The organism is Rhodanobacter sp. G1, assembly GCF_055397855.1.
The window spans coordinates 3,866,647-3,887,857 of sequence record NZ_AP039674.1 but is presented as its reverse complement, the minus strand read 5'-3'; the positions used below and the strand labels follow the sequence as shown (position 1 = coordinate 3,887,857).

Annotated in this window: 14 protein-coding genes; 7 read left to right on the top strand and 7 right to left on the bottom strand. The window is 69.9% G+C overall.

Going from position 1 to position 21,211, the window contains the following annotated elements; translation table 11 throughout:
• Position 1 precedes the first annotated feature (1 nt).
• Positions 2 to 952 carry a glycosyltransferase family 2 protein gene (locus ACZ5Z2_RS17260; protein WP_464759805.1) on the top strand — a complete coding sequence of 317 codons (951 nt, stop codon included), beginning with the start codon at positions 2 to 4 and terminating at the stop codon, positions 950 to 952.
• On the opposite strand, the gene ACZ5Z2_RS17255 is transcribed toward ACZ5Z2_RS17260, so the two are convergent.
• From ACZ5Z2_RS17255 to def, 4 genes are all read right to left on the bottom strand, one after another.
• A complete protein-coding gene (locus ACZ5Z2_RS17255) occupies positions 907 to 2,670 on the bottom strand; it encodes an ArnT family glycosyltransferase (RefSeq protein WP_464759804.1) in 1,764 nt (587 codons plus the stop codon). The two genes, ACZ5Z2_RS17260 and ACZ5Z2_RS17255, sit on opposite strands and share 46 nt — an antisense overlap.
• Positions 2,671 to 2,809: 139 nt before the next feature.
• Complete coding sequence (rsmB, locus tag ACZ5Z2_RS17250; protein ID WP_464759803.1) at positions 2,810 to 4,105, bottom strand: 16S rRNA (cytosine(967)-C(5))-methyltransferase RsmB; 1,296 nt, start codon at positions 4,103 to 4,105, stop codon at positions 2,810 to 2,812.
• Positions 4,102 to 5,049, bottom strand: coding sequence for a methionyl-tRNA formyltransferase (gene fmt / locus ACZ5Z2_RS17245; protein WP_464759802.1), 948 nt, complete (start codon positions 5,047 to 5,049; stop codon positions 4,102 to 4,104). The genes rsmB and fmt overlap by 4 nt, the downstream gene beginning before the upstream one ends.
• Positions 5,046 to 5,555: a peptide deformylase gene (gene def / locus ACZ5Z2_RS17240; protein ID WP_464759801.1), complete on the bottom strand. Its 510-nt coding sequence runs from the start codon at positions 5,553 to 5,555 to the stop codon at positions 5,046 to 5,048. The genes fmt and def overlap by 4 nt, the downstream gene beginning before the upstream one ends.
• Before the next feature lie 123 nt (positions 5,556 to 5,678).
• On the opposite strand from def, the gene ACZ5Z2_RS17235 reads away from it, so the two are divergent.
• The 5 genes from ACZ5Z2_RS17235 to ACZ5Z2_RS17215 all read left to right on the top strand — a co-directional run bounded on the left by ACZ5Z2_RS17235 (position 5,679) and on the right by ACZ5Z2_RS17215 (position 12,734).
• Positions 5,679 to 6,806 (top strand): LysM peptidoglycan-binding domain-containing protein, encoded by a 1,128-nt coding sequence (locus tag ACZ5Z2_RS17235; protein WP_464759800.1) that lies wholly within the window; start codon positions 5,679 to 5,681, stop codon positions 6,804 to 6,806.
• 98 nt (positions 6,807 to 6,904) lie between these two features.
• Positions 6,905 to 8,035, top strand: coding sequence for a DNA-processing protein DprA (gene dprA, locus ACZ5Z2_RS17230; protein WP_464759799.1), 1,131 nt, complete (start codon positions 6,905 to 6,907; stop codon positions 8,033 to 8,035).
• A gap of 138 nt (positions 8,036 to 8,173) precedes the next feature.
• Entirely contained in the window at positions 8,174 to 10,663 is a 2,490-nt protein-coding gene (locus ACZ5Z2_RS17225; RefSeq protein WP_464759798.1) for a DNA topoisomerase I, read from the top strand.
• Complete coding sequence (gene tsaC, locus ACZ5Z2_RS17220) at positions 10,663 to 11,235, top strand: L-threonylcarbamoyladenylate synthase type 1 TsaC (protein ID WP_464759797.1); 573 nt, start codon at positions 10,663 to 10,665, stop codon at positions 11,233 to 11,235. Before ACZ5Z2_RS17225 ends, tsaC begins: the two co-directional genes overlap by 1 nt.
• 134 nt (positions 11,236 to 11,369) lie before the next feature.
• Positions 11,370 to 12,734: an AMP-binding protein gene (locus ACZ5Z2_RS17215; protein ID WP_464759796.1), complete on the top strand. Its 1,365-nt coding sequence runs from the start codon at positions 11,370 to 11,372 to the stop codon at positions 12,732 to 12,734.
• Between the two features lie 370 nt (positions 12,735 to 13,104).
• Here ACZ5Z2_RS17215 and ACZ5Z2_RS17210 read toward each other — a convergent pair whose 3' ends face one another.
• Positions 13,105 to 15,669: a putative bifunctional diguanylate cyclase/phosphodiesterase gene (locus tag ACZ5Z2_RS17210; protein ID WP_464759795.1), complete on the bottom strand. Its 2,565-nt coding sequence runs from the start codon at positions 15,667 to 15,669 to the stop codon at positions 13,105 to 13,107.
• Positions 15,670 to 15,882: 213 nt separating this feature from the next.
• Between ACZ5Z2_RS17210 and purD the strand changes: the two genes are divergently transcribed.
• Positions 15,883 to 17,163: a phosphoribosylamine--glycine ligase gene (gene purD, locus ACZ5Z2_RS17205; RefSeq protein WP_464759794.1), complete on the top strand. Its 1,281-nt coding sequence runs from the start codon at positions 15,883 to 15,885 to the stop codon at positions 17,161 to 17,163.
• A gap of 390 nt (positions 17,164 to 17,553) precedes the next feature.
• On the opposite strand, the gene pgm is transcribed toward purD, so the two are convergent.
• Both pgm and pgi read right to left on the bottom strand, forming a co-directional pair.
• The gene (gene pgm, locus ACZ5Z2_RS17200) at positions 17,554 to 19,200 is read right to left on the bottom strand and encodes a phosphoglucomutase (alpha-D-glucose-1,6-bisphosphate-dependent) (RefSeq protein ID WP_464759793.1); all 1,647 of its coding nucleotides are present in this window, start codon (positions 19,198 to 19,200) and stop codon (positions 17,554 to 17,556) included.
• Between the two features lie 214 nt (positions 19,201 to 19,414).
• A complete protein-coding gene (gene pgi, locus ACZ5Z2_RS17195; protein ID WP_464759792.1) occupies positions 19,415 to 21,085 on the bottom strand; it encodes a glucose-6-phosphate isomerase in 1,671 nt (556 codons plus the stop codon).
• Positions 21,086 to 21,211 lie beyond the last annotated feature (126 nt).

The window sequence follows — 21,211 nt, the reverse complement described above, 5'->3', positions numbered from 1 at the left end:
CATGGATCAGCACGTCCTGGAACAGGTGACCGTGGTCTGCGTGACGCACCAGAGCCGTGCGCTGCTCGACGCGATGGCGCAGACCCTGCGGCCGTTGCCCAGGGTGATCGTGGTCGACAACGCCAGCAGCGACGGTACGGCAGCGGCGTTGCGCCAGCGGATTCCGCACGCGACCGTGCTCGAACGCGCGAGCAATGGCGGCTTCGGCAGCGCCAACAACGAGGCGATGGCGCAGGTTCGCACGCCCTACGCGCTGCTGCTCAACCCCGATTGCGAGGTGCGGCCGGGCGACTTGCGCACCCTGCTCGCCACGCTGCAGCGCTACCCCGCCGCCGCCATGGTGGCGCCGCAGAGCGTGGATGCCGAACGCAGGCCGCAGAAGAGCTATCGCCAGGCGTTCTACGAAAAATTGCCGAAGGCGCCGTACCGCGTGCCGGACGCCACCTGCAGCACATCGTGGTTGCGCGGCTGCTGCCTGCTGGTGCGCACGGAGGTTTTCGCGGCCCTGGGCGGCTTCGACCCGGGATTCTTCCTGTACTACGAAGACGACGACTTGTGCCTGCGCGCGCGCGCCGCCGGTTACGAATGCCTGCTCGAGCCGGCTGCGGTGGTGCTGCATGCGGGGGGGCAATCCACGGCGTCTGGCCTGCAGATGCGCTTCCGCAAGCACTTCCACTACGCGCGGTCGCGCCATCTCGTGATCCGCCGCTACCAGGGCAAGTGGGCGGCCAGGCGCTACCTCGGCAAGACCATGCTGTGCGCCGTGCCGGCGGCGTTGATCTACCTGCTGCTGCTGCAGGGCAAGCTTGCGGTCAGGTGGCTGGCGTGGGGCGCCTCGGCGCTGGCATCGACGCTTTCGCCGCCTCCGGAGCGGCCCTCGTTCGAGCCAGGACACCGTTACGGCGGTTACGGGGCGGTCTGCCCCGCGTCCGGGTCGCCATCCGGCGACTGATCCACCTGCGCGCCCGGCAGGCAGCCGGGCACCAGCGCATCGGCCTTGAACATCCACCAGTCGCGCTGGTTGGCGTGGCCGAGGGAAATCGCCTTCGTGCGATCCACGCAGTCGCCCATCGCCGGCTGCTGCACGAACAGCCAGCGCGTGGCCGGCGCCTGCGCCTGCCACTGCACGGCATGCGCGAACTGGAGATGCCACGGCTGCTTGAAGCCGAAGTCGGCGGCGGGACGATCGAGCATCAGCAGATCCTGTTCGACCCACGCCACTAGGCCGACTTCGTCATGCGGGCCGAGATGGTCGCGCACTTCGGCCATCAGCGCGGATGCGGAACTGGAAGGATTGAGCAGCGGCACCGCCCGGTATCCCCACGCCAGCCACAGCGCGGCCATGCCGCCGCACACCGCCCACACGGCGCGGCGCACGCGCAGCGTGGCGACCAGGGCCAGCTGCACCACGCCCAGCGCCACGCACATCCACCACAGCGCGGCGCCGCCGTCGGCGAGGCCGCGCTGCGCGGCGAACTGCGCCACCCTGGACGAGTGCGCCAGCAGCGCGTAGTCGCCCAGCGCCAGCATCGCCGCGCCGAGCACGGCGACGAAGGCGAGGCCGGCCACGCGCAGCCAGCGCTTCGGCAGCAGTTCGTCCACGAACGGCGCACAGGCCAGCGCCAGCATCGGCAGCGCGGGCAGGATGTACACATCGCGCTTGCCCGCCGAGGCGCTGAAGAACAGCAGCACCAGTAGCACCCAGCCCAGCGGTAGCAGCACGCGCGCCTCGCCCTGCTGCAGCGCCCGCCGCCAGCGCGGCAGGCAGCCGGGGTAAAGCAGGGATAGCGGCAGCCAGCTGAACAGGAAGATCGGCACGTAGTACCACCACGGATGGATGTGGTGCCACGCGTGCGCGTAGCGCTTCGCGGTCTGGTGGAACAGGATGTCGTCGACGTAGGCCGGGTAGGCGGGATCGCCGGCACGCGCGTGCGCGGCGAGCAGCATCGGCAGCAGCCACAGCGCAATCGCCGCCAGCGCGGCCACCAGGCCCAGCAGCCAGCGCCACCACGCACCGCGGCCGGGCCGCGCCACGCCGTTCCAGCCGCGCCGCGCGGCCCAGGCGTACGGCACCAGCATCAGCAGCGCCAGGAAGCCCACGCCCTTGGTGATCACGCCCAGCCCCGCGCAGAAGCAGCCGAACCAGTACATCGGCCAGTTCGCCGGCCTGCCGCCGTCGGGCGGCGCCAGCAGGTGGCGCAGCAGGCCCCAGTTCGCCGCGGTGATGAAGAACACCACCAGCGGATCGATCTGCGCCCGCTGACTCTGGTAGACGAACTGGAACGCCAGCAGCAGCCCGCCCGCCGCGTACAGGCCGGTGCGGCGGTTCCACAGCCGGCGGCTGAGGTCGTAGACCAGCAGCAGCGTGCCCAGCCCCGCCAGCAGCGAAGGCAGCATGAAGGCCAGGCGCCACCAGCGCACCAGCTCGAAGCTGGCCGCCTCCAGCCACATCAGCATCGGCGGCTTGTCCGCGTACAGCTCGCTGCCGCGGTGCGGGAACAGCCAGTCGCCGCTCTCCACCATCTGCTTCGCAGCCAGCGTGAAGCGCGGCTCGTCCGAGGGCCAGGGGTCGCGCAGGCCGATACCGGCACCGAGTATCACCAGCGCGATGAGCAGCAGCAGCCAGAAGCGGCGGCGTTCCTGCGAGGTGGCCTGGGAGAAAGCGGACATGAAACCTTGCCTGCGCGAAAAATGGCCGTCATTCCTGCGCAAGCAGGAATCCGGCGACTTCAACCTACGGGAGCCAGGGCGTTGGATCCCGGCCTGCGCCAGGATGACAGGCAAGGCCATGGCGACCCCGCCGCGTCATTCAGCGCTTTTCGAGCACCGCATAGTACATGCCGTCGAGATCGCCATCGCCGGGCAGGATCTGCCAGCCCGCGGTGGCGGCCTGCCCCGCAGGCAGCGTGAACGGCACGGCGTGCGCGTCGGCATGGGCGTCGAGGAAGGGCCCCACCACCGCCTCGTTCTCCGCGCGCAGCAACGAGCAGGTGATGTAGAGCAGCCGCCCGCCCGGCGCCAGCAACGGCCACAGCGCGGCGAGGATGCGCCGCTGTTGCGCGGCCAGCGCGGGAATGTCGTCGGCGCGCCGGTGCAGGCGCACGTCCGGGCGGCGGCGCAGCACGCCAGTGGCGGAACAGGGTGCGTCGACCAGGATGCGGTCGAAGGGCTTGCCGTCCCACCATGCGGAGGGATCGCCGGCGTCGCCCACGACCAGATTGGCTTGAAGATGCAGGCGGTCGAGGTTTTCGCGGATGCGTTCGGCGCGCATGGGCTCGAATTCCAGCGCGGTGAGCGCGACGTCCGCGCGTTCCAGCAGGTGGCAGGCCTTGCCGCCGGGAGCGGCGCAGGCGTCGAGCACGCGCTGGTCGTCGCGTACCTCGGCAAGATCGGCGGCGACCTGCGCCGCGCCGTCCTGTACCGCGAACAGGCCGTCGGCGAAGCCGGGCAGGCGGGTCACGTCGGTGCTGTGTGGCAGCACGATGGCGTCGGCCAGCCATGGATGCGGTTCGGCCGTCTGGCCGTCCAGACGCAGGCGCTCGGCCAAGGCGTTGCGATCCGTGCGGCGGCGGTTCGCGCGCAGCATCAGCGGCGGTTCGCGGTTGTCCGCCGCCATGACCGCGTCGGCCTGCGCGGGCCAGTCGCGCGCGATGGCGTCGGCCAGCCAGCGCGGGTGGGCGTGGCGGGTTTCCGGCTTCGCGTCGAGCGCGGCGAGGTGCGCGGCGCGTTCGCGCTGCCAGCGGCGCAGCACCGCGTTCACCAGGCCCGCAAGCTGGGGCCGCTTCAGTGCGCGCACCGCCTCCACCGTAGCCGCCACCGCGGCGTAGTCGGCCAGTTCCAGCACTTCCAGCTGCACCAGGCCCAGCACCAGCAGCGCGTGCACCGCGGGCTCCTTCCTGCGCAGCGGGCGCTCCAGCAGGCGATCCAGCGCGGCGTCGAAGCGCGGCCACCAGCGCGCGCCATCGCTGACCAGCGCCATCAGCAGGGCGCGGTCGCGCGGGTCGGGGAGTTTCCGCGCGTGGCGATCCATCGCTTCGCGCAGCGAGGCGCCGTGCAGGGTGATGTCGGCGAGGGATTGCGCGGCCAGCGCGCGGGTGTCGGTCATGGCGCCCGCGCGGAACGCAGTTCGGGTCGCGCGTTGAGGTAGTCCGCCGCGCTGATGCGCCGGCCGCCCGCGCGCTGCAGCGCGGTGATGCGCAGCGCGCCTTCGTCGCAGGCGACGACGATACCTTCGCGGCCGGCTTCGATCACGGTGCCCGTGACGGCTGCGGCCGGAAGCTCGATGGCGCGCGCGGCCCAGACGCGCAGCCGCTCGCCGGCGATTTCCGCGTCGCTGCCGGGCCACGGGTCGAAGGCGCGCACCTGGCGTTCCAGTTCGATCGCGGGGCGGGCGAAGTCCAGCGCCGATTCGGCCTTGTCCAGCTTGCGCGCGTAGACGATGCCGTCGACGGCTTGCGGCATGGCGACCAACGTCTCGCCGGCCAGCACGCGGCGCAGCCCTTCGGCCAGGGCCTCGGCGCCCAGCGCGGCCAGACGGTCGTGCAGTGAGCCGCCGGTGTCGTCGCGGGTGATGGGCGTGCGCCTTTCCAGCAGTACCGGGCCGGTGTCCAGGCCGGCCTCCATCTGCATCAGGCCCACGCCGGTCTCGGCGTCGCCGGCGAGGATGGCGCGCTGGATCGGCGCCGCGCCGCGCCAGCGCGGCAGCAGGCTGGCGTGCACGTTCCAGCAGCCCAGGCGCGGGATGGCCAGCACCTTGCGCGGCAGGATCAGGCCGTAGGCCACCACCACCATCAGGTCGGGTCGATACGAGGCCAGCGTGGCCTGCGCCTCGGCGCCTTTCAGCGATTCGGGCTGCTCGACCGCGATGCCGGCGGCCAACGCGGCCTGCTTCACCGGGCTGGGCGCGAGCTTGCGGCCGCGGCCGGCGGGGCGGTCGGGCTGGGTGTAGGCGGCCACCACCTCGGCGCCGCTGGCGCGGCAGGCTTCGAGGCAGGGGACGGAGAATTCCGGGGTGCCGGCGAAGACGACCCGCAAGGGCCGGGCGCTCAAGTGCCGGCCGCCTGCTTGCGCTGCTTTTCCAGGCGCTTGAGCAGCAGCGAGCGCTTCAGCGGCGAGAGGTAGTCCACGAACACCTTGCCGGCGAGGTGATCCAGCTCGTGCTGCACGGCCACGGCCAGCGGGCCTTCGGCCTCGTAGACGAACGCCTTGCCGTCGGTGTCCTGCGCCTTCACCTTCACCTTCAGCGCGCGGGTGACGTCGGCGTAGACGCCGGGGAAGGACAGGCAGCCCTCCTGGTACACCTGGGCACCGTCCTTCTCCACGATCTCGGCGTTGATCAGCACCAGCGGCTGGTTGCGCTCGTCGCTCATGTCGATCACCAGCACCTGCTGGTGCACGTTGACCTGGGTGGCGGCCAGACCCACGCCGTTGGCGGCGTACATGGTCTCGAACATGTCGGCGACGAGCTGTTTCAGCCCGGCGTCGAACACGGTGACCGGCGCGGCCTTGGTGCGCAGGCGGGGATCGGGGAATTCGAGGATGGCAAGCGTGGACATGGGCGTATTGTAATACGCTGCCTGCCGCGGCGATGGCCGCCGATTCTGCGAACCGCTGCCGATTGCACGGCTTAATGCTTCGGTTACACTCGCCACAATTGCTGGGGAGAGGGGATCCCGCCCATGTTCAAGAAAGCCTTCACGGTGCTGGCTGGCACCATGGTCGCGGCAGCAGTGTGCGCCGCCGGCGCTTCGCAACTGCGCAGCACCCATCCCGACAATTACACCGTGCGCCGCGGCGACACGCTGTGGGGCATCTCGGCGAAGTTCCTGGTCAAGCCGTGGCTGTGGCCGGAGATCTGGCAGGCCAACCCGCAGGTGAAGAACCCGCACCTGATCTACCCGGGCGACGTGCTCAACCTGTCCTTCATCAACGGCGGCCCGGCGGTGAAGCTGGAGCCAAGCGCGCAGCGCGAAGGCAGTGCCGTACCGGCGATCCCGCTGGACGCGGTGCAGACCTTCCTCAAAGACCTGCGCGTGATGGACTCCAGCGTTGTCAGCAAGGCGCCTTACGTGGTGGGCCTCGAAGAAAACCAGCTGCGCGGCACTTCGGGCCAGAACATCTACGTACGCGGCCTGGACAGCCAGCCCGGCCAGCATTGGGCCATCGTGCGGCCGGAACACGCGTTCCGCGGCTACGACGACGGCAACGGCGGCACCGCCGAGTACGGCGACGAGCTGTGGGCCAACGCCGCCATGGTGAAGTCACCGTGGGAGGAAGACTTCGACAACGGCTCCGGCCACTACCGCCGCGGCAAGGACATGGGCGTCGAGGTGAAGGTGATCGGCACCGCCGAAATGCTGCGCAGCGGCGACCCGTCCACCCTGCTGGTGCTGGATTCCACCTCGGAAATCCGCAGCGGCGACCGCCTGATGCCGGTGGACGACCATCCCTACGACCCGTACTTCTTCCCGCACGCGCCCAAGGCCCTGCCCAAGGATGGCCGCGTGATCGCCTTCGCCGACGCCATGGACGCCGTGGGTCCGCACCAGGTGGTGGCGCTGTCGGTGGGCTCGGCCGACGGCGTGGACAACGGCACCACCTTCTCGATCTGGCAGCCCGGCGAGAACATCCACGACGACGTGGCCAGCAACAGTTGGGATCGCGGCGTGGGCAAGCGGGTGACCCTGCCGGACGAATACATCGGCCACGTGATGGTGTTCCGCACCTTCGACCACGTCAGCTACGGCCTGGTGATGGATGGCCTGCGCCCTGTGAAGATGGGCGACAAGCTGCAGCTTCCCGAGTGAGGCCTTTCCCCTCTTCCCGCGGGGAAGGGGAATTCACCCACACGACGGCGCGGCGATCCCGCGCCGTCGCCGTCTGCGGCGACCGCTAGACTCGCCGCATGGACGAAACCGACGAACTGCGCGCCTGGCTGGTGGCCCTGCGCACGCCGGGCCTGGGGCCGGGCGGGCTGCGCGAGGCGCTGGCCGCGGGCGATGGCCGTATCGACGCCGCGCTGGCATTGCTGCGCCGGCAGGCCGGCGCGCTGGGCGATGGCGCCGCCGCGTGGCTGGATGCGCCTGATGAAGCCCGCCTGGCCGCCGACCTCGCCTGGCTGGCCGAACCCGGCCATCGCCTGCTGCGTTGCGCCGATGCGGATTTCCCGCCGCTGCTGGAAACCATCCCGCAGCCGCCGGCCGCGCTGTTCGTGGCCGGCGACGCCGGCCTGCTGCTGCACCCTCAGGTGGCCGTGGTGGGCTCGCGCGGCGCAAGCCCGGCGGGGCTGGAGCACGCGCGCCGTTTCGCCCGTGCACTGGCGCTGGCGGGTTTCGTCGTCACCAGCGGCATGGCCGAGGGCATCGACGGCGCCGCCCACGAGGCCGCGCTGGACGCGGGCGCGGCCACCGTCGCCGTGGTCGGCACCGGGCCGGATCGGGTCTACCCGCGCAAGCACCACGCGCTGGCGCAGCGCATTGCGACGCAGGGCGCGCTGGTCAGCGAATTCCCGCCGGGCACGGCGGCGCGGGCCGACCACTTCCCGCGCCGCAACCGCCTCATCTCGGGGCTGTCGCTGGGCACCGTGGTGGTGGAGGCGGATCTCCAGTCCGGCTCGCTGATCACCGCGCGGCTGGCCGGCGAGCAGGGGCGCGAGGTGTTCGCCCTGCCCGGCTCCATCGCCAACCCGCTGGCGCGCGGCTGCCACCGGCTGATCCGCGACGGCGCACGCCTGGTGGAGGAGCCGGCCGAAGTAGCCGAGGCGCTGGCGCCCGCGGCCCGCGCCCTGGGCGTGGAACTGGCCGCACGGCTGGCCCTGCCCGGCGATGCCCCCGCCCCGACCCCCGGTGGCTGGCGCGACGACCCGGAATACGCGCGCCTGCTGGCCGCGCTGGGCCACGATCCGGCCACGCTGGACGAGCTGGTGGCGCGCAGCGGCCTGGCCGCGCCTGCGCTGTCCTCGATGCTGCTGATGCTGGAGCTGGAAGGCCGGGTGGCCGGCCTGCCCGGCAACCGTTACCAGCGTCTTCCAGGCTAGGCCGTCCGTCCAGGAACCCGCGCCGCAGCGCGCTTTCACGCATTCCGGCTTGACAGTCCGCCAGCCGGCGTGGTCTGACTAGATATATAGGCATGCCGCAGTGCGGCATGGAACTGCCCCACCCACCACAAGAGATTCATGGCCAAGAACCTGCTCATCGTCGAATCGCCCGCCAAGGCCAAGACGATCAACAAATACCTCGGCAAGGACTTCCAGGTTCTCGCCTCCTACGGCCATGTGCGCGACCTCAAGCCGAAGGAGGGCGCGGTCGATCCCGAACGCCACTTCGCGATGCACTACGAGATCATCGAGCGCAACGAGAAGCACGTCGACGCCATCGCCAAGGCGGCCAAGCTCGCCGACGACATCTATCTCGCCACCGACTTGGATCGCGAAGGCGAGGCGATCAGCTGGCACATCAGCGAGATCCTCAAGGATCGCGGGCTGACCAAGGGCAAGGCGCTGCACCGCGTGGTGTTCTCCGAGATCACGCCCAAGGCGATCAAGGCCGCGGTGGCCGCGCCGCGCCAGCTCTCGCACGACCTGGTGGATGCCCAGCAGGCGCGCCGCGCACTGGACTACCTGGTGGGCTTCAACCTCTCGCCGGTGCTGTGGCGCAAGGTGCAGCGCGGCTTGTCCGCCGGCCGCGTGCAGTCGCCGGCGCTGCGCATGATCGTGGAGCGCGAAGAAGAGATCGAGGCGTTCAAGGCGCGCGAATACTGGACGGTGGAGGCGCAGCTGCGCCACGCCGACGGCGAATTCAGCGCCAGGCTCACCAAGCTCCACGGCAAGAAGTTCGAGCAGTTCGACCTCACCAACGAGGCCGACGCGCTGGCCGCGCGCGCCGCGCTGAAGGAGGCTGCGCACGGCCGCCTCACCGTCAGCGAGGTGGGCAGCAAAGAGCGCAAGCGCCGGCCCGCGCCGCCGTTCACCACCTCCACCCTGCAGCAGGAGGCCGCGCGCAAGCTCGGCTTCACCACCAGCCGCACGATGAAGGTGGCGCAGGGCCTGTACGAAGGCGTGAGCCTCGGCAGCGAAGGCAACGTCGGCCTGATCACCTACATGCGTACCGACTCGGTGGCCTTGTCCGACGACGCGCTGGGCGAGCTGCGCGCGCTGATCGCGCGCGACTACGGCCAGAAGGCGCTGCCCGACCACGCGCAGTTCTACAAGGCCAAGAGCAAGAACGCGCAGGAAGCGCACGAGGCGATCCGCCCGACCTCCGCCATGCGCACGCCGCGCGAAGTGGCCGCCTTCCTCAACGACGAGCAGCGCAAGCTGTACGAGCTGATCTGGAAGCGCGCCGTGGCCTGCCAGATGATCCACGCCACGCTCAACACCGTGTCGGTGGACTTCGACCTGCCGCACGTCGCCGGCGGCCCCGCCGCGTTCCGCGCCACCGGCACCACCGTGGTCGATCCCGGCTTCCTCGCCGTGTACGAGGAAGGCCGCGACCAGAAGAACGCGGACGAGGACGACGAAGGCCGCCGCCTGCCGAAGCTGGAAAAGGGCGAGGACGTGCCGCTGCACGACATCGCCGCCGACCAACACTTCACCGAGCCGCCGCCGCGCTACTCGGAAGCCTCGCTGGTGAAGGCGCTGGAGGAATACGGCATCGGCCGTCCCTCCACCTACGCCAGCATCATCCAGGTGCTGCTCAACCGCGAGTACGTGCTGCTCGACAGCCGCCGCTTCAAGCCCACCGACATCGGCCGCGCGGTGGGCAAGTTCCTCACCCAGCACTTCACCCGCTACGTGGACTATGACTTCACCGCCAAGCTCGAGGACGAACTCGACGCGGTGAGCCGCGGCGAGGAAGCCTGGGTGCCGCTGATGCAGCGCTTCTGGCAGCCGTTCAAGCAGCAGGTGGAGGAGAAGACCGAGTCGGTGGATCGCAGCGAGGCCACCGGCGCGCGCGAGCTGGGCAGCGATCCCAAGAGCGGCAAGCCGGTGTTCGTGCGGTTGGGCCGCTTCGGGCCGTACGCCGCGATCGGCGACAAGGACAGCGACGAGAAGCTGCAGTTCGCCAGCCTGCGTCCCGGCCAGAGCATGCACACCATCACGCTCGAAGAGGCGCTGGAGCTGTTCAAGCTGCCGCGCCAGCTGGGCGCCGCGCCCAACGGCGACGAGGTGAGCGTGGGCATCGGCCGCTTCGGCCCGTTCGTGAAGCAGGGCGGCACCTATGCCTCGCTCAAGCCCGAGGACGACCCCTACACCATCGAGTTGCCGCGCGCGCTGCAACTGGTGGAAGAGAAGCTCACCATGCTGGCCAACCGCGTGATCGCGGATTTCGGCAACGGCGTGCAGGTGCTCAACGGCCGCTACGGCCCCTACATCACCGACGGCGAGAAGAACGCGCGCATCCCCAAGGACACCGAGCCGAAGGAGCTCACCGAGGCGCAGTGCCTCGAGCTGCTCGCCGCCGCGCCGGTGAAGAAGGGCGGCCGCTTTGGCAAGAAGACCGCGGCCGCTAAGAAGACCGCGGCGAAGAAGGAACCCGCCGCCAAGAAGACCGCGGTGAAGAAGGCCGCAGCCAAGAAGGCGCCGGCGAAGAAAACGGCGGCCAAGAAGGCTGCAACCAAGAAGGCCGTTGCGAAGAAAGCCACCACGAAGAAGACGCCGGCCTGATGCTGCAGATCTTCACGCCCGACGAGCTGGAAGACGCCGCCCTGCTGCTGCGCCGGGGCGGCGTGTTGGCCTATCCCACCGAGGCGGTCTACGGCCTCGGCTGCGATCCGCGCGACCGCGAGGCCTTCGACAGGATCTTCGCGCTCAAGCAGCGCCCCGCTACCCAGGGCGTGCTGCTGATCGCAGCCGATTTCGAGCAGGTGCGCCGCTACATCGACCTCGGCAAGGTGCCGCCGACCGTGCTGGCGGATGTGCGCGCGAGCTGGCCCGGGCCGAACACCTGGATCTTCCCGCGCAGCGCCGCCGTGCCCGAATGGGTGGCCGGTGCGCATGCGGGCATCGCGCTGCGCGTCACCGCGCACGAACCGGCCGCCGCGTTGTGCCGCGCCTTCGGCAGCGCGCTCGTCTCCACCAGCGCCAACCCGCACGGCGAGCCGCCGGCGAAGGGTGCGCAGGCCGTGCGCGACTACTTCGGCGACGCGCTGGACGGCGTGCTCGACGCCCCGCTGGGCGCGCAGGATCGCCCCTCCACGATCCGCGACGCGCTCACCGGCGCTATCATCCGCGCCTGACCTGCCGGTGAATCGCGGTCGCTTCGGCCACCTACAATTCAGCGGCGCGAGCAAGGGGAATCCCTAGCATCACGGAAACCGCCCACGCCGGGTGGGCGGGAAGGCCATGGTCTGGCCGCGACTCGGGAGCAAGCTTGGCCATCGTCCACGACAGTCTGGAACGCGAGCCGGCGCAGGCCGCCCTGCCACTGGTGAACGCGCGCGATCCGCAGCGCGTCGTGGCCTGGCGCCACGGCGCGGCGGTGAGCGCGGCGCAGTTCCTTGCTCACGTCGAACGGGTTGCCGCGCTGCTGCCCGAGGCGCCCGCCGCGGTGAACCTGTGCGAAGACCGCTACGCCTTCCTGGTCGCGTTCTGCGCCATCGCGCGTCGTGGCCAGGCCAACCTGCTGCCGCCCTCGCGCGCGCCGCAGGCGGTCGAGGAGGTGATGGCCGCGCATCCGGGCAGTTACGCGCTGGGCGAGCTGGCGCTGTCGCCCGCGCCGCACGGCTACCGCAAGCTGCCCGCGCTCGACGGCGACGCGCTCGCCGCGCCGGCCGCCGTGCCGATGATTCCCGCCGGACAACCCGTGGCGATCGGCTACACCTCCGGCTCCACCGGCGCGCCGCGCGCCAACGCCAAGAGCTGGCGCGGCCTGCGCGCCAGCAGCGCCGGCACGCTGGCGATGCTGGGCGGCGTGGTTGGCGAACGCTTCAACGTGGTGGCCACCGTGCCGCCGCAGCACATCTACGGCATCGAGATGAGCGTGCTGCTGCCGCTGCTGGGCGAGGTGGGCGTGCACGCGGGGCGGCCGTTCTTCCCCGCCGACGTGGCCGCCGCGCTGGCCGAGGTGCCCGCGCCGCGCGTGCTGGTGACCACGCCGGTGCACCTGCGCGCGCTGGTCGCTGCCGGTACGCAACTGCCGCCGCTGGCGGCGGTGCTTTCCGCCACCGCGCCGATGCCGCCGGAGCTGGCGCAGGCCGCCGAGCAGGCCTTCGGCGCGCCGCTGCTGGAAGTGTTCGGCTCCACCGAAACCTGCGCCTTCGCCAGCCGCCGCGTCACCGTGGACGCGGACTGGACGCTGTTCGACGGCGTGCGGCTGCACCCGCAGCCCGACGGCACCCAGGTCGAGGCGCCGCAGCTCGATGCCCCCGTGGTGCTGGCCGACATCGTGAGCCTGCACGACGCGGGCCGCCGCTTCCGCCTCCGCGGGCGCAACACCGATCTGCTGGAGATCGCCGGCAAGCGCGCCTCGCTGGGCGATCTCACGCGGCGCCTGCTGGCGATTCCCGGCGTGGAGGATGGCATCGTGTTCCAGCTCGACGAAGCCGACGCCGCCGGCGTGCGCCGCATCGCCGCGCTGGCCGTGGCGCCCGCGCTGGACGAAGCGGCCATCCTCGATGCCCTGCGCCACGCCATCGATCCGGTGTTCCTGCCCCGCCCCCTGCGCCGCGTGCCCGCGCTGCCGCGCAACGACACCGGCAAGCTGCCGCGTGCGGCGTTGCTGGCCTTGCTGGGCTGACACGCGCCGCTTTTCCTTCATGGCGGCATGATTCCGCTCGTCATCCCGGCGCAGGCCCACTGCTGTCCGGAATAATCCGGGGATGGTGTCGAAGGATGAAGACCCGCGCCGCTTGCACGAAGCGTTGCGAGAAGGCGACTTCATTTCCGATAACGACCACTTATCCAGACCGTCATCCCGGCGCAGGCCGGGATCCAGTAGCGACCACGCTCGCTCAAGCCGCACGGCGACTGGATGACTCGCTTCGCTCGCCCCTTCGGGGCCGCCATGCGGGTGTTCTGCGCGCTTCGCGCTGGTTCGGCCTGCGCCGAAATGACGAGCTAGAGCGCGGTGCCGGTGCATGCCCCAACGGCGGCATGCAACCCCCGCATCACTCCCGCAGCAACGGATGATCCGCCTGCGGCTTGTCCAGGTGGTAGCCCTGTACCAGATCCACGCCGAAGCCCCGCAGCAGGCGCAGGGTTTCCTCGTCCTCCACGAACTCGGCCACGGTCTGCTGGCCCATGCCGCGGGCCACTTCGATGATGGAGCGCACGAACACCTGGTTGTCGCGGTCGTGCGGCAGGTTGCGGATGAACAGGCCGTCGATCTTGAGCACGCCGACCTTGAGGTGCTTGAGGTAGGCGAACGAGGCGAAGCCACTGCCGAAATCGTCCAGGCACAGGGTGCAGCCGACGCGGCGCAGCGCGTCGATGAAGCGTTCGGCGTCGCGCAGGTCGGAGATGGCCGCCGTCTCGGTCAGCTCGATCAGCAGCCGTCCCGGCGCCACGCCGTGCCGGATCAGCTGGGCGGTGATGAAGCCGGGCAGGTCGGGGTCGTCGATCGAGCGGCCCGAGATGTTGATCGCCAGCGCCGGCAGCCGCGGGTGTGCGGCCAGCAGCGCGATGCTTTCTTGCACCACCCAGCGGTCGATGTCGAGGATCTTGCCGCTTTTCTCGGCGTGGACGATGAACTGGTCGGGGGTGACGTAATGCGCGGGGTCGGCTTCGTCCACCATGCGCAGCAGGGCCTCCAGGTGCGCCAGCTCGCCGTTGTCCGCGCGGTACACGCCCTGGAAGTGCAGGCGCAGCAGCTCGCGTTCCAGCGCGCGGTCGATGCGCTCGTTCCAGGTCAGGCGCGCGGCCATGGCCTGCGCGGCGTCGCGGTCGGGACGGTAGGTGTTCCAGCGGTTCTTGCCCAGGCGCTTGGCCTGGTACATGGCCATGTCGGCGTGCGACACCAGGTCTTCGGTGCCCTGGCCGTGTTCGGGGCAGTGCGCCACGCCCAGGCTGGTGGTGAGCCGCACGGTCTGGCCCTGGATCTCCAGCGTGGTGCGCGACACGGCGCGCACGATGCGCTCGGCCAGCGCCAACGCGCTGACCAGGGTGGCGTGCGGCATGAACACGGCGAACTCATCGCCGCCCAGCCGGCACAGGACATCGGTGTCGCGCATCAGCGCCCGGGTTTCGCCGGCCACGCGCACCAGCATCGCGTCGCCGGCGAGGTGGCCGAAGCTGTCGTTGACGTACTTGAACTCGTCGAGGTCGAACAGCAGCACGGCGCCCCGGTGGTCGGTGCCGGCGCCGTCCTTGAAGAAGCGCGTCAGTTCGTCCTCGAAGCGGCGGCGGTTGTACAGGCCGGTCAGGGCGTCGCGCTCGGCCAGGGTGACCAGCTGCGCGCGCCGCTGCGCCAGCTCGGCCACCATGGCGTCGAAGGCCGCCGCCAGCCGCCCCAGTTCGTCCTGGTTGCCCAGCGCGATGGGCTGGGGCATGCGCCCCTGCCCCAGCTCGTCCACGGCACGGGACAGGCGTTTCAGGGGGCGGGTCACCAGCCGGTGCAGGCGGCAGCGCAGCAGCCACAGCATCGGCAGCAGGATCAGCAGGCCGGTGGTGAACATCGCCATCCAGCCCAGCAGCACCAGGTGGTTCACCCGTGTCTGCGGCAGCACGTTCACCTGGAACCAGTCCGGCCCGCGGATGCGCGACCATGCCACCCATTGCCGGCCGTCGGGCGTGCGGCCCGCGCCGGTGTCGGTGTGCGCGGCCAGCACCATGCGCTGCACCTGTTCCAGCACTGGATCCCGCAGCATGGCGATGCGCAACTGGCCCTGCGCGGCGGCGATGCGCTCGCGCAGCTGCGTGTAGGCGATCAGGTTGCCGTGATCGTCCATGATGAGCTGCTGCACGGCCGTGCCGTGGTTGTCGTCCACGGAGTCGATCAGGGTCTGGATCGCCACGTCGTGCCCCACCGTGCCCACCCAGCGGCCCTGCCAGTCCAGCGGCGCGATCACGGACACCATCCAGGTGTGCGCCTGGTTGTCCAGGTACACCGGCGTCCAGAACACCTTGCGCTTCGGGTTGCGGCGCGGATCGGAGCCCAGCATGGTGGGGTAGTCGGCGTTGCTGGCCTGCGCGTCGGCGTTGCCGCCCCAGTCGATGCCGCGGGAATACACCATCAGCCCGTTTTCCACGAAATCCATGTAGGCCGAGAAGAACGGCGGCACCAGCGCCGGGCCTTGTTCGCGCAGCAGGTCGTAGCTGACCACGGCGCGCAGCCGCGCCGACTCGGACAGCCCGTGCGGCCCGTTGTGCAGGTACAGCGTGGGCGCATTCACGGTGTCCAGCAGTTCGGGGCGCACGCGCCACAGGCCGTCGGGGCTGCGCGCGAACAGGCTGTCGAAGCGTTTGGCGGTGCCGGGCGGCGCATTGTCCAGGCGCTGCACCAGCAGTGTGCGCAGCCGGCGCACGCTGGCGTCGGCCTGCACGAACAGGTTTTCGTTGGTCTGCGCCTTCAGCTGCGCCCATTGCTGGATGACCAGCGGCACCACCCGATCCGCCCCCAGCCGCAGCGCCGCGAAGCCCAGCACCGACAGCGACAGCAGCAGCGTCAGGAACAGTCCCCACAAGGTGAGGGACAGCCGGCGGATCAGCGAGGTGTTGGGCGATGCAAGCGACAAGGAATCACCCTGTTTTCCATTCCATCGTGGTGATCCCGAACGATGAGCCAGGCATGGTCTTGAAGCTGATCGACCCGCCCCGGCCGTTCTTTAGGGCGGCGCCGATTTTGTCCATCGCAAGCGTCAAGAGCGTGTCCACCGGAGGGGAGCGGGCGCAGCCCGGCTACAATAGCCGTCCGTTTCCACGCGGCAACACTTTTCGGAGTCATCGGCATGAAGGTTCTGGTCATCGGCAACGGCGGGCGCGAACACGCGCTGGCGTGGAAGCTCAAGCAGTCGCTGCGGGTGGACGAGGTGATCGTGGCGCCGGGCAACGCGGGCACCGCGCGCGAGCGCGGCGTGCGCAACGCGGACGTGGCGGTGACCGACCTCGACGGCCTGCTGGCGCTGGCCAAGCACGAGAAGGTGGAGCTGACCGTGGTCGGCCCCGAGGTGCCGCTGGTGGCCGGCGTGGTGGACAAGTTCCGCGCGGCAGGCCTGCGCATCTTCGGGCCGCGCGCGGTCGCCGCGCAGCTGGAAGGCTCCAAGGCCTTCGCCAAGGATTTCCTCCTGCGCCACAACATCCCCACCGCGCGCTACGCGGTGTTCACCGAACTGAATCCCGCGCTGGCCTACGTGCGCCAGCACGGCGCGCCCATCGTGATCAAGGCCGATGGCCTCGCCGCCGGCAAGGGCGTGGTGGTGGCGCTCACCCAGGCCGACGCCGAGCTGGCGCTGCACGACATGCTGGGCGCGCACGCCTTCGGCGACGCCTCCGCGCGGGTGGTGATCGAAGAGTTCCTCGACGGCGAGGAAGCCAGCTACATCGTGATGAGCGACGGCCAGCACGCCCTGCCGATGGCGTCCAGCCAGGATCACAAGCGCCGCGACGACGGCGACTTCGGCCCCAACACCGGCGGCATGGGCGCGTACTCGCCCGCGCCGGTGGTCACGCCGGAAGTGGAGAAGCGCATCCTAAAGGAAGTGATCGAGCCCACCCTGCACGGCATGGCGATGGAGGGCGCACCCTTCATCGGCTTCCTCTACGCCGGCCTGATGATCGACAAACAGGGCAACCCCAAGGTCATCGAATTCAACGTGCGCTTCGGCGACCCGGAGACGCAGCCCATCATGCTGCGCCTGAAGTCCGACCTGGTGGAACTGGTCGAGGCCGCGCTGGACGGCGAGCTGCACCACACCCGCATCCAGTGGGATGCGCGCCCCTCCATCGGCGTGGTGATGGCCGCTGGCGGCTACCCCGGCAAGGTGCGCAGCGGCGACGTGATCGAAGGTCTGAACAGCCACTTCGGCGCCGACGCCAAGGTGTTCCATGCGGGCACCAAGCTGGATGCGGAAGGTCGTGTAGTGACTGCGGGCGGGCGCGTGCTCACCGTGTGCGCGCTGGGCAAGGACATCGCCGCCGCCCGCGAAACTGCCTACGACGCGGTGGCGAAGATCCGCTTCGAAGGCGCGTTCTGCCGGCGCGACATCGCGCATCGGGCGTTGCGGCGCTGAGAGCCACACGCTGCATGCTGGTTTTGCTCGTCATTCCGGCCTGCGCTCACTGCTGTCCGGAATAATCTGGGGATGGTGTCGAAGGATGAAGGGCCGCGCCGCTTGCACGAAGCATTGCGAGAAGGCGACTTCATTTCCGATAACAACCACCTATCCAGACTGTCATCCCGGCGAAGGCCGGGATCCAGTAGCGACCATGTTTGCTCAGGCCGCACGGCCACTGGATGACTCGCTTCGCTCGCCCCTTCGGGGCCGCCCTGCGGGCGTTCTGCGCGCTTCGCGCTTGTCCGGCCTGCGCCGGAATGACGAGAAAGACCGCGGCCACGAATGTTCAAAATTATTCCCGACAGTAGTGGGCCTACGCTGGAATGACGAGCGAAGAAAGATCGATCACGCCAGCGCCGCATCCACCACCGACTGCGCTTCCTGCAGCAGGCTGTCGAGATGTGCCTCGTCCTTGAAGCTCTCCGCGTAGATCTTGTAGATCGCCTCGGTGCCCGACGGGCGCGCGGCAAACCAGCCGCCCTCGGTGACGACCTTGATGCCGCCGATGGCGGCGCCGTTGCCGGGGGCTTTGTCCAGCACGGCGACCACCTTGTCGCCGGCGATGCGCTCGGCCTTGAGCTGGTCGGGCGAGAGTTTCGAGAGCTTCGCCTTCTGCGCCAATGTGGCGGCAGCGTCGATGCGGCGACTGTATGGCCGGCCGAGTTCGTCGGCGATGCGTGCGTAGACCTCGCCGGGATCGCGGCCTTCGCGCGCGGCGATCTCGGCGGCGAGCAGGCCAGGCACCAGGCCGTCCTTGTCGGTGCTCCACGCGCCGCCGTCCATGCGCAGCAGCGAGGCGCCCGCGCTTTCCTCGCAGCCGAAGCCCAGCGTGCCGTCGTGCAGGCCGGGCGCGAACCACTTGAAGCCCACCGGCACCTCGTAAAGCTTGCGGCCGAGGCGCTGCACCACGCGGTCGATCAGCGCGGTGCTCACCACGGTCTTGCCCACCGCCGCCTGCGCATTCCATTGCGGGCGATGGCGGTAGAGATAATCCACCAGCACGGTGAGGTAGTGGTTGGCGGGCATCAGCCCGGCCGAGCGCGTCACCACGCCGTGGCGGTCGTGGTCGGTGTCGCAGGCGCAGGCCACGTCGTATTTGTCGCGCAGGCCGATCAGGCGCTGCATCGCGTAGCTCGACGAGGGATCCATGCGGATCTTGCCGTCCCAGTCCACGCTCATGAAGGCGAACTGCGGGTCGACCGTCTCGCTCAGCACGTCGATGGCGATGCGGTGGCGCTCGGCGATCGCGGCCCAGTAGTGCACGCCCGCGCCACCCAGCGGATCGACACCGAGACGCACGCCGGCCGCGCGGATCGCGTCGAAGTCCACCACGTTCGCAAGATCGGTGACGTAGCTGTTGAGGTAATCGTGCTCGTGCGTGGTCGCGGCATGGCGTGCCTGTGCATACGGCATGCGCCGCACCTCGCGCAGGCCGCCTTCCAGCAGCGCGTTGGCGCGGTTCTCCACCCACTTGGTGATGTCGGTGTCGGCGGGGCCGCCGTTGGGCGGGTTGTACTTGAAGCCGCCGTCGGCGGGCGGGTTGTGCGAGGGCGTGATGACGATGCCGTCGGCCAGGCCCGTGCTGCGGCCGCGGTTGTACACCAGGATGGCGTGCGACACCGCCGGCGTGGGCGTGAACTCGCCACCCGCGGAAACCATGGTCTCCACGCCGTTCGCGGCCAGCACTTCCAGCGCGCTCTCGAACGCGGGCTGCGACAGCGCGTGGGTGTCGGCGCCGATGAACAGCGGGCCGGCTATGCCTTTCGATTTGCGGTACTCGCAGATCGCCTGGCTCACCGCGAGGATGTGATCCTCGTTGAAACTGCGCTCGAACGAGGAGCCGCGATGGCCCGAGGTGCCGAACGCTACGCGCTGCGCCGGCACGGCAGGATCGGGCTTCAACTCGCTGTACGCCGCGAGCAGCTGCGGCACGTCGACGAGGATGGACGCGGGAGCCGGCTTGCCGGCGAGCGGGCTTATCTGTTGGCTCATGGGATCTCGAATGGTGCGCTTTTGCCGTCATTCCGGCGCAGGCCGGAATCCAGTAGCGGTGCGGTGTGGACTGGCATGGCAGTCGCTGGGTGACTCGCTGCGCTCACCCTTTCGGGGCCGCCCTGCGGGCGTTCTGCGCGCTTTGCGCTTGTCCGGCCCGCGCCGGGATGACGATCCATGGGAGTCTTCGTGAGGTTGCTGTCCACGCGTTCCCTCACGTGAGTTTGCCGTCGCGCAATGCGCGATAGCGCCGGATCAGCGCATTGGTCGAGCTGTCGTGCGCGAGCTTGGGCTCGTCCTTCGCCACCAGTTCGGCGATGGTGGTCTTGGCGAGCTGCTTGCCCAGTTCCACGCCCCACTGGTCGAAGGAGTCGATGTCCCAGACCACGCCCTGCACGAACACGCTGTGCTCGTACAGTGCGACCAGGCTGCCGAGTGCAAAAGGGGTAAGGCGTTCGGCGAGGATGGTGGTGCTGGGCCGGTTGCCCTCGAAGGTGCGGTGCGGCACCAATGCTTCCGGCGTGCCTTCGGCGCGCACTTCCTCGGCGGTCTTGCCGAAGGCCAGCGCCTCGCCCTGCGCGATCAGGTTGGCGATCAGCAAGTCGTGCTGGTCGCCGCCCGGCTTTCCATCGGCATGTTGCGCAGGCACGGGCTGCAGCGTCTGGCCGAAGCCGATGAAGTCGCAGGGCACCAGCCGCGTGCCCTGGTGGATCAGCTGGTAGAACGAGTGCTGGCCGTTGGTGCCGGGCTCGCCCCAGTAGATCGGCCCGGTGGCGTAGTCCACGTGCGCGCCGGCCAGCGTGACGTGCTTGCCGTTGCTCTCCATCGTCAGTTGCTGGAGATACGCGGGGAAGCGCTTGAGGTACTGCTCGTAGGGCAGCACCGCCACCGTGGCGGCATCGAGGAAGTTGGCGTTCCACACGCCGATCAGGCCCATCAGCACCGGCAGGTTCGCCTCGAACGGCGCGTTGCGGAAGTGCTCGTCCATCGCGTGGAAACCGGCGAGCATGTCGCGGAAATTGTCCGGGCCGATCGCGATCATGGTGGACAGGCCGATTGCCGAATCCATCGAGTAGCGGCCGCCCACCCAGTCCCAGAAGCCGAACATCTGCTTCGTGTCGATGCCGAACTTTTCCACCTCCTTCGCGGCGGTGGACACCGCCACGAAGTGCTTCGCCACCGCGCTCTCGTCGCCCAGCGCCTTGACGCACCAGGCGCGCGCGGCGTGCGCGTTGGTGAGCGTCTCCAGCGTGGTGAAGGTCTTGGAGCAGATGATGAACAGCGTCTCGGCGGCGTCGAGGTCGCGCACCGCCTCGGCGAAATCCACGCCGTCCACGTTGGAGACGAAGCGGAACGTCATGTCGCGCCGGCTGTAGTCGCGCAGCGCCTCGTAGGCCATCACCGGGCCGAGGTCGGAGCCGCCGATGCCGATGCTCACCACGTTGCGGATGGCCTGGCCGCTATGGCCCTTCCACGCACCGCCGCGCACGGCGTCGGCGAAGCCGGCCATGCGGTCGAGCACCTCGTGCACGTCCGGCACCACGTCGTGGCCATCCACCGCGATGTGCGCATCGCGCGGCGCGCGCAGCGCCACGTGCAGCACGGCGCGGTTCTCGGTGCTGTTGATGCGGTCGCCGCGGAACATCGCCGCAATGCGGCCCTTGAGGTCGCGCGCCTCGGCCAGCGCGCGCAGCAGGCGCAATGCCTCGTCGTCCACGCGTTGCTTGGAGTAGTCGAAGTACAGGCCCACCGCCTCGGCGACGAGCCGTTCGCCGCGCTGCGGATCGGCGGCGAACAGCTCGCGCAGGTGGCGGGTTTCGACGCGGTTGCAGTGTTGCTGCAGGGCTTGCCACTCGGGCAGCAGGGTGAGGTCGGCGCGGCTCATGGATGTGGATTCCTTGGGGTTCTTGTCCCTTCTCCCGCTGGGAGAAGGTGGCGCGGAGCGCCGGATGAGGGTGCGGGCGAAGCGCGATGGGGAACCTTGCGGCGGGCTTCAATGGCGCGCTGCGCA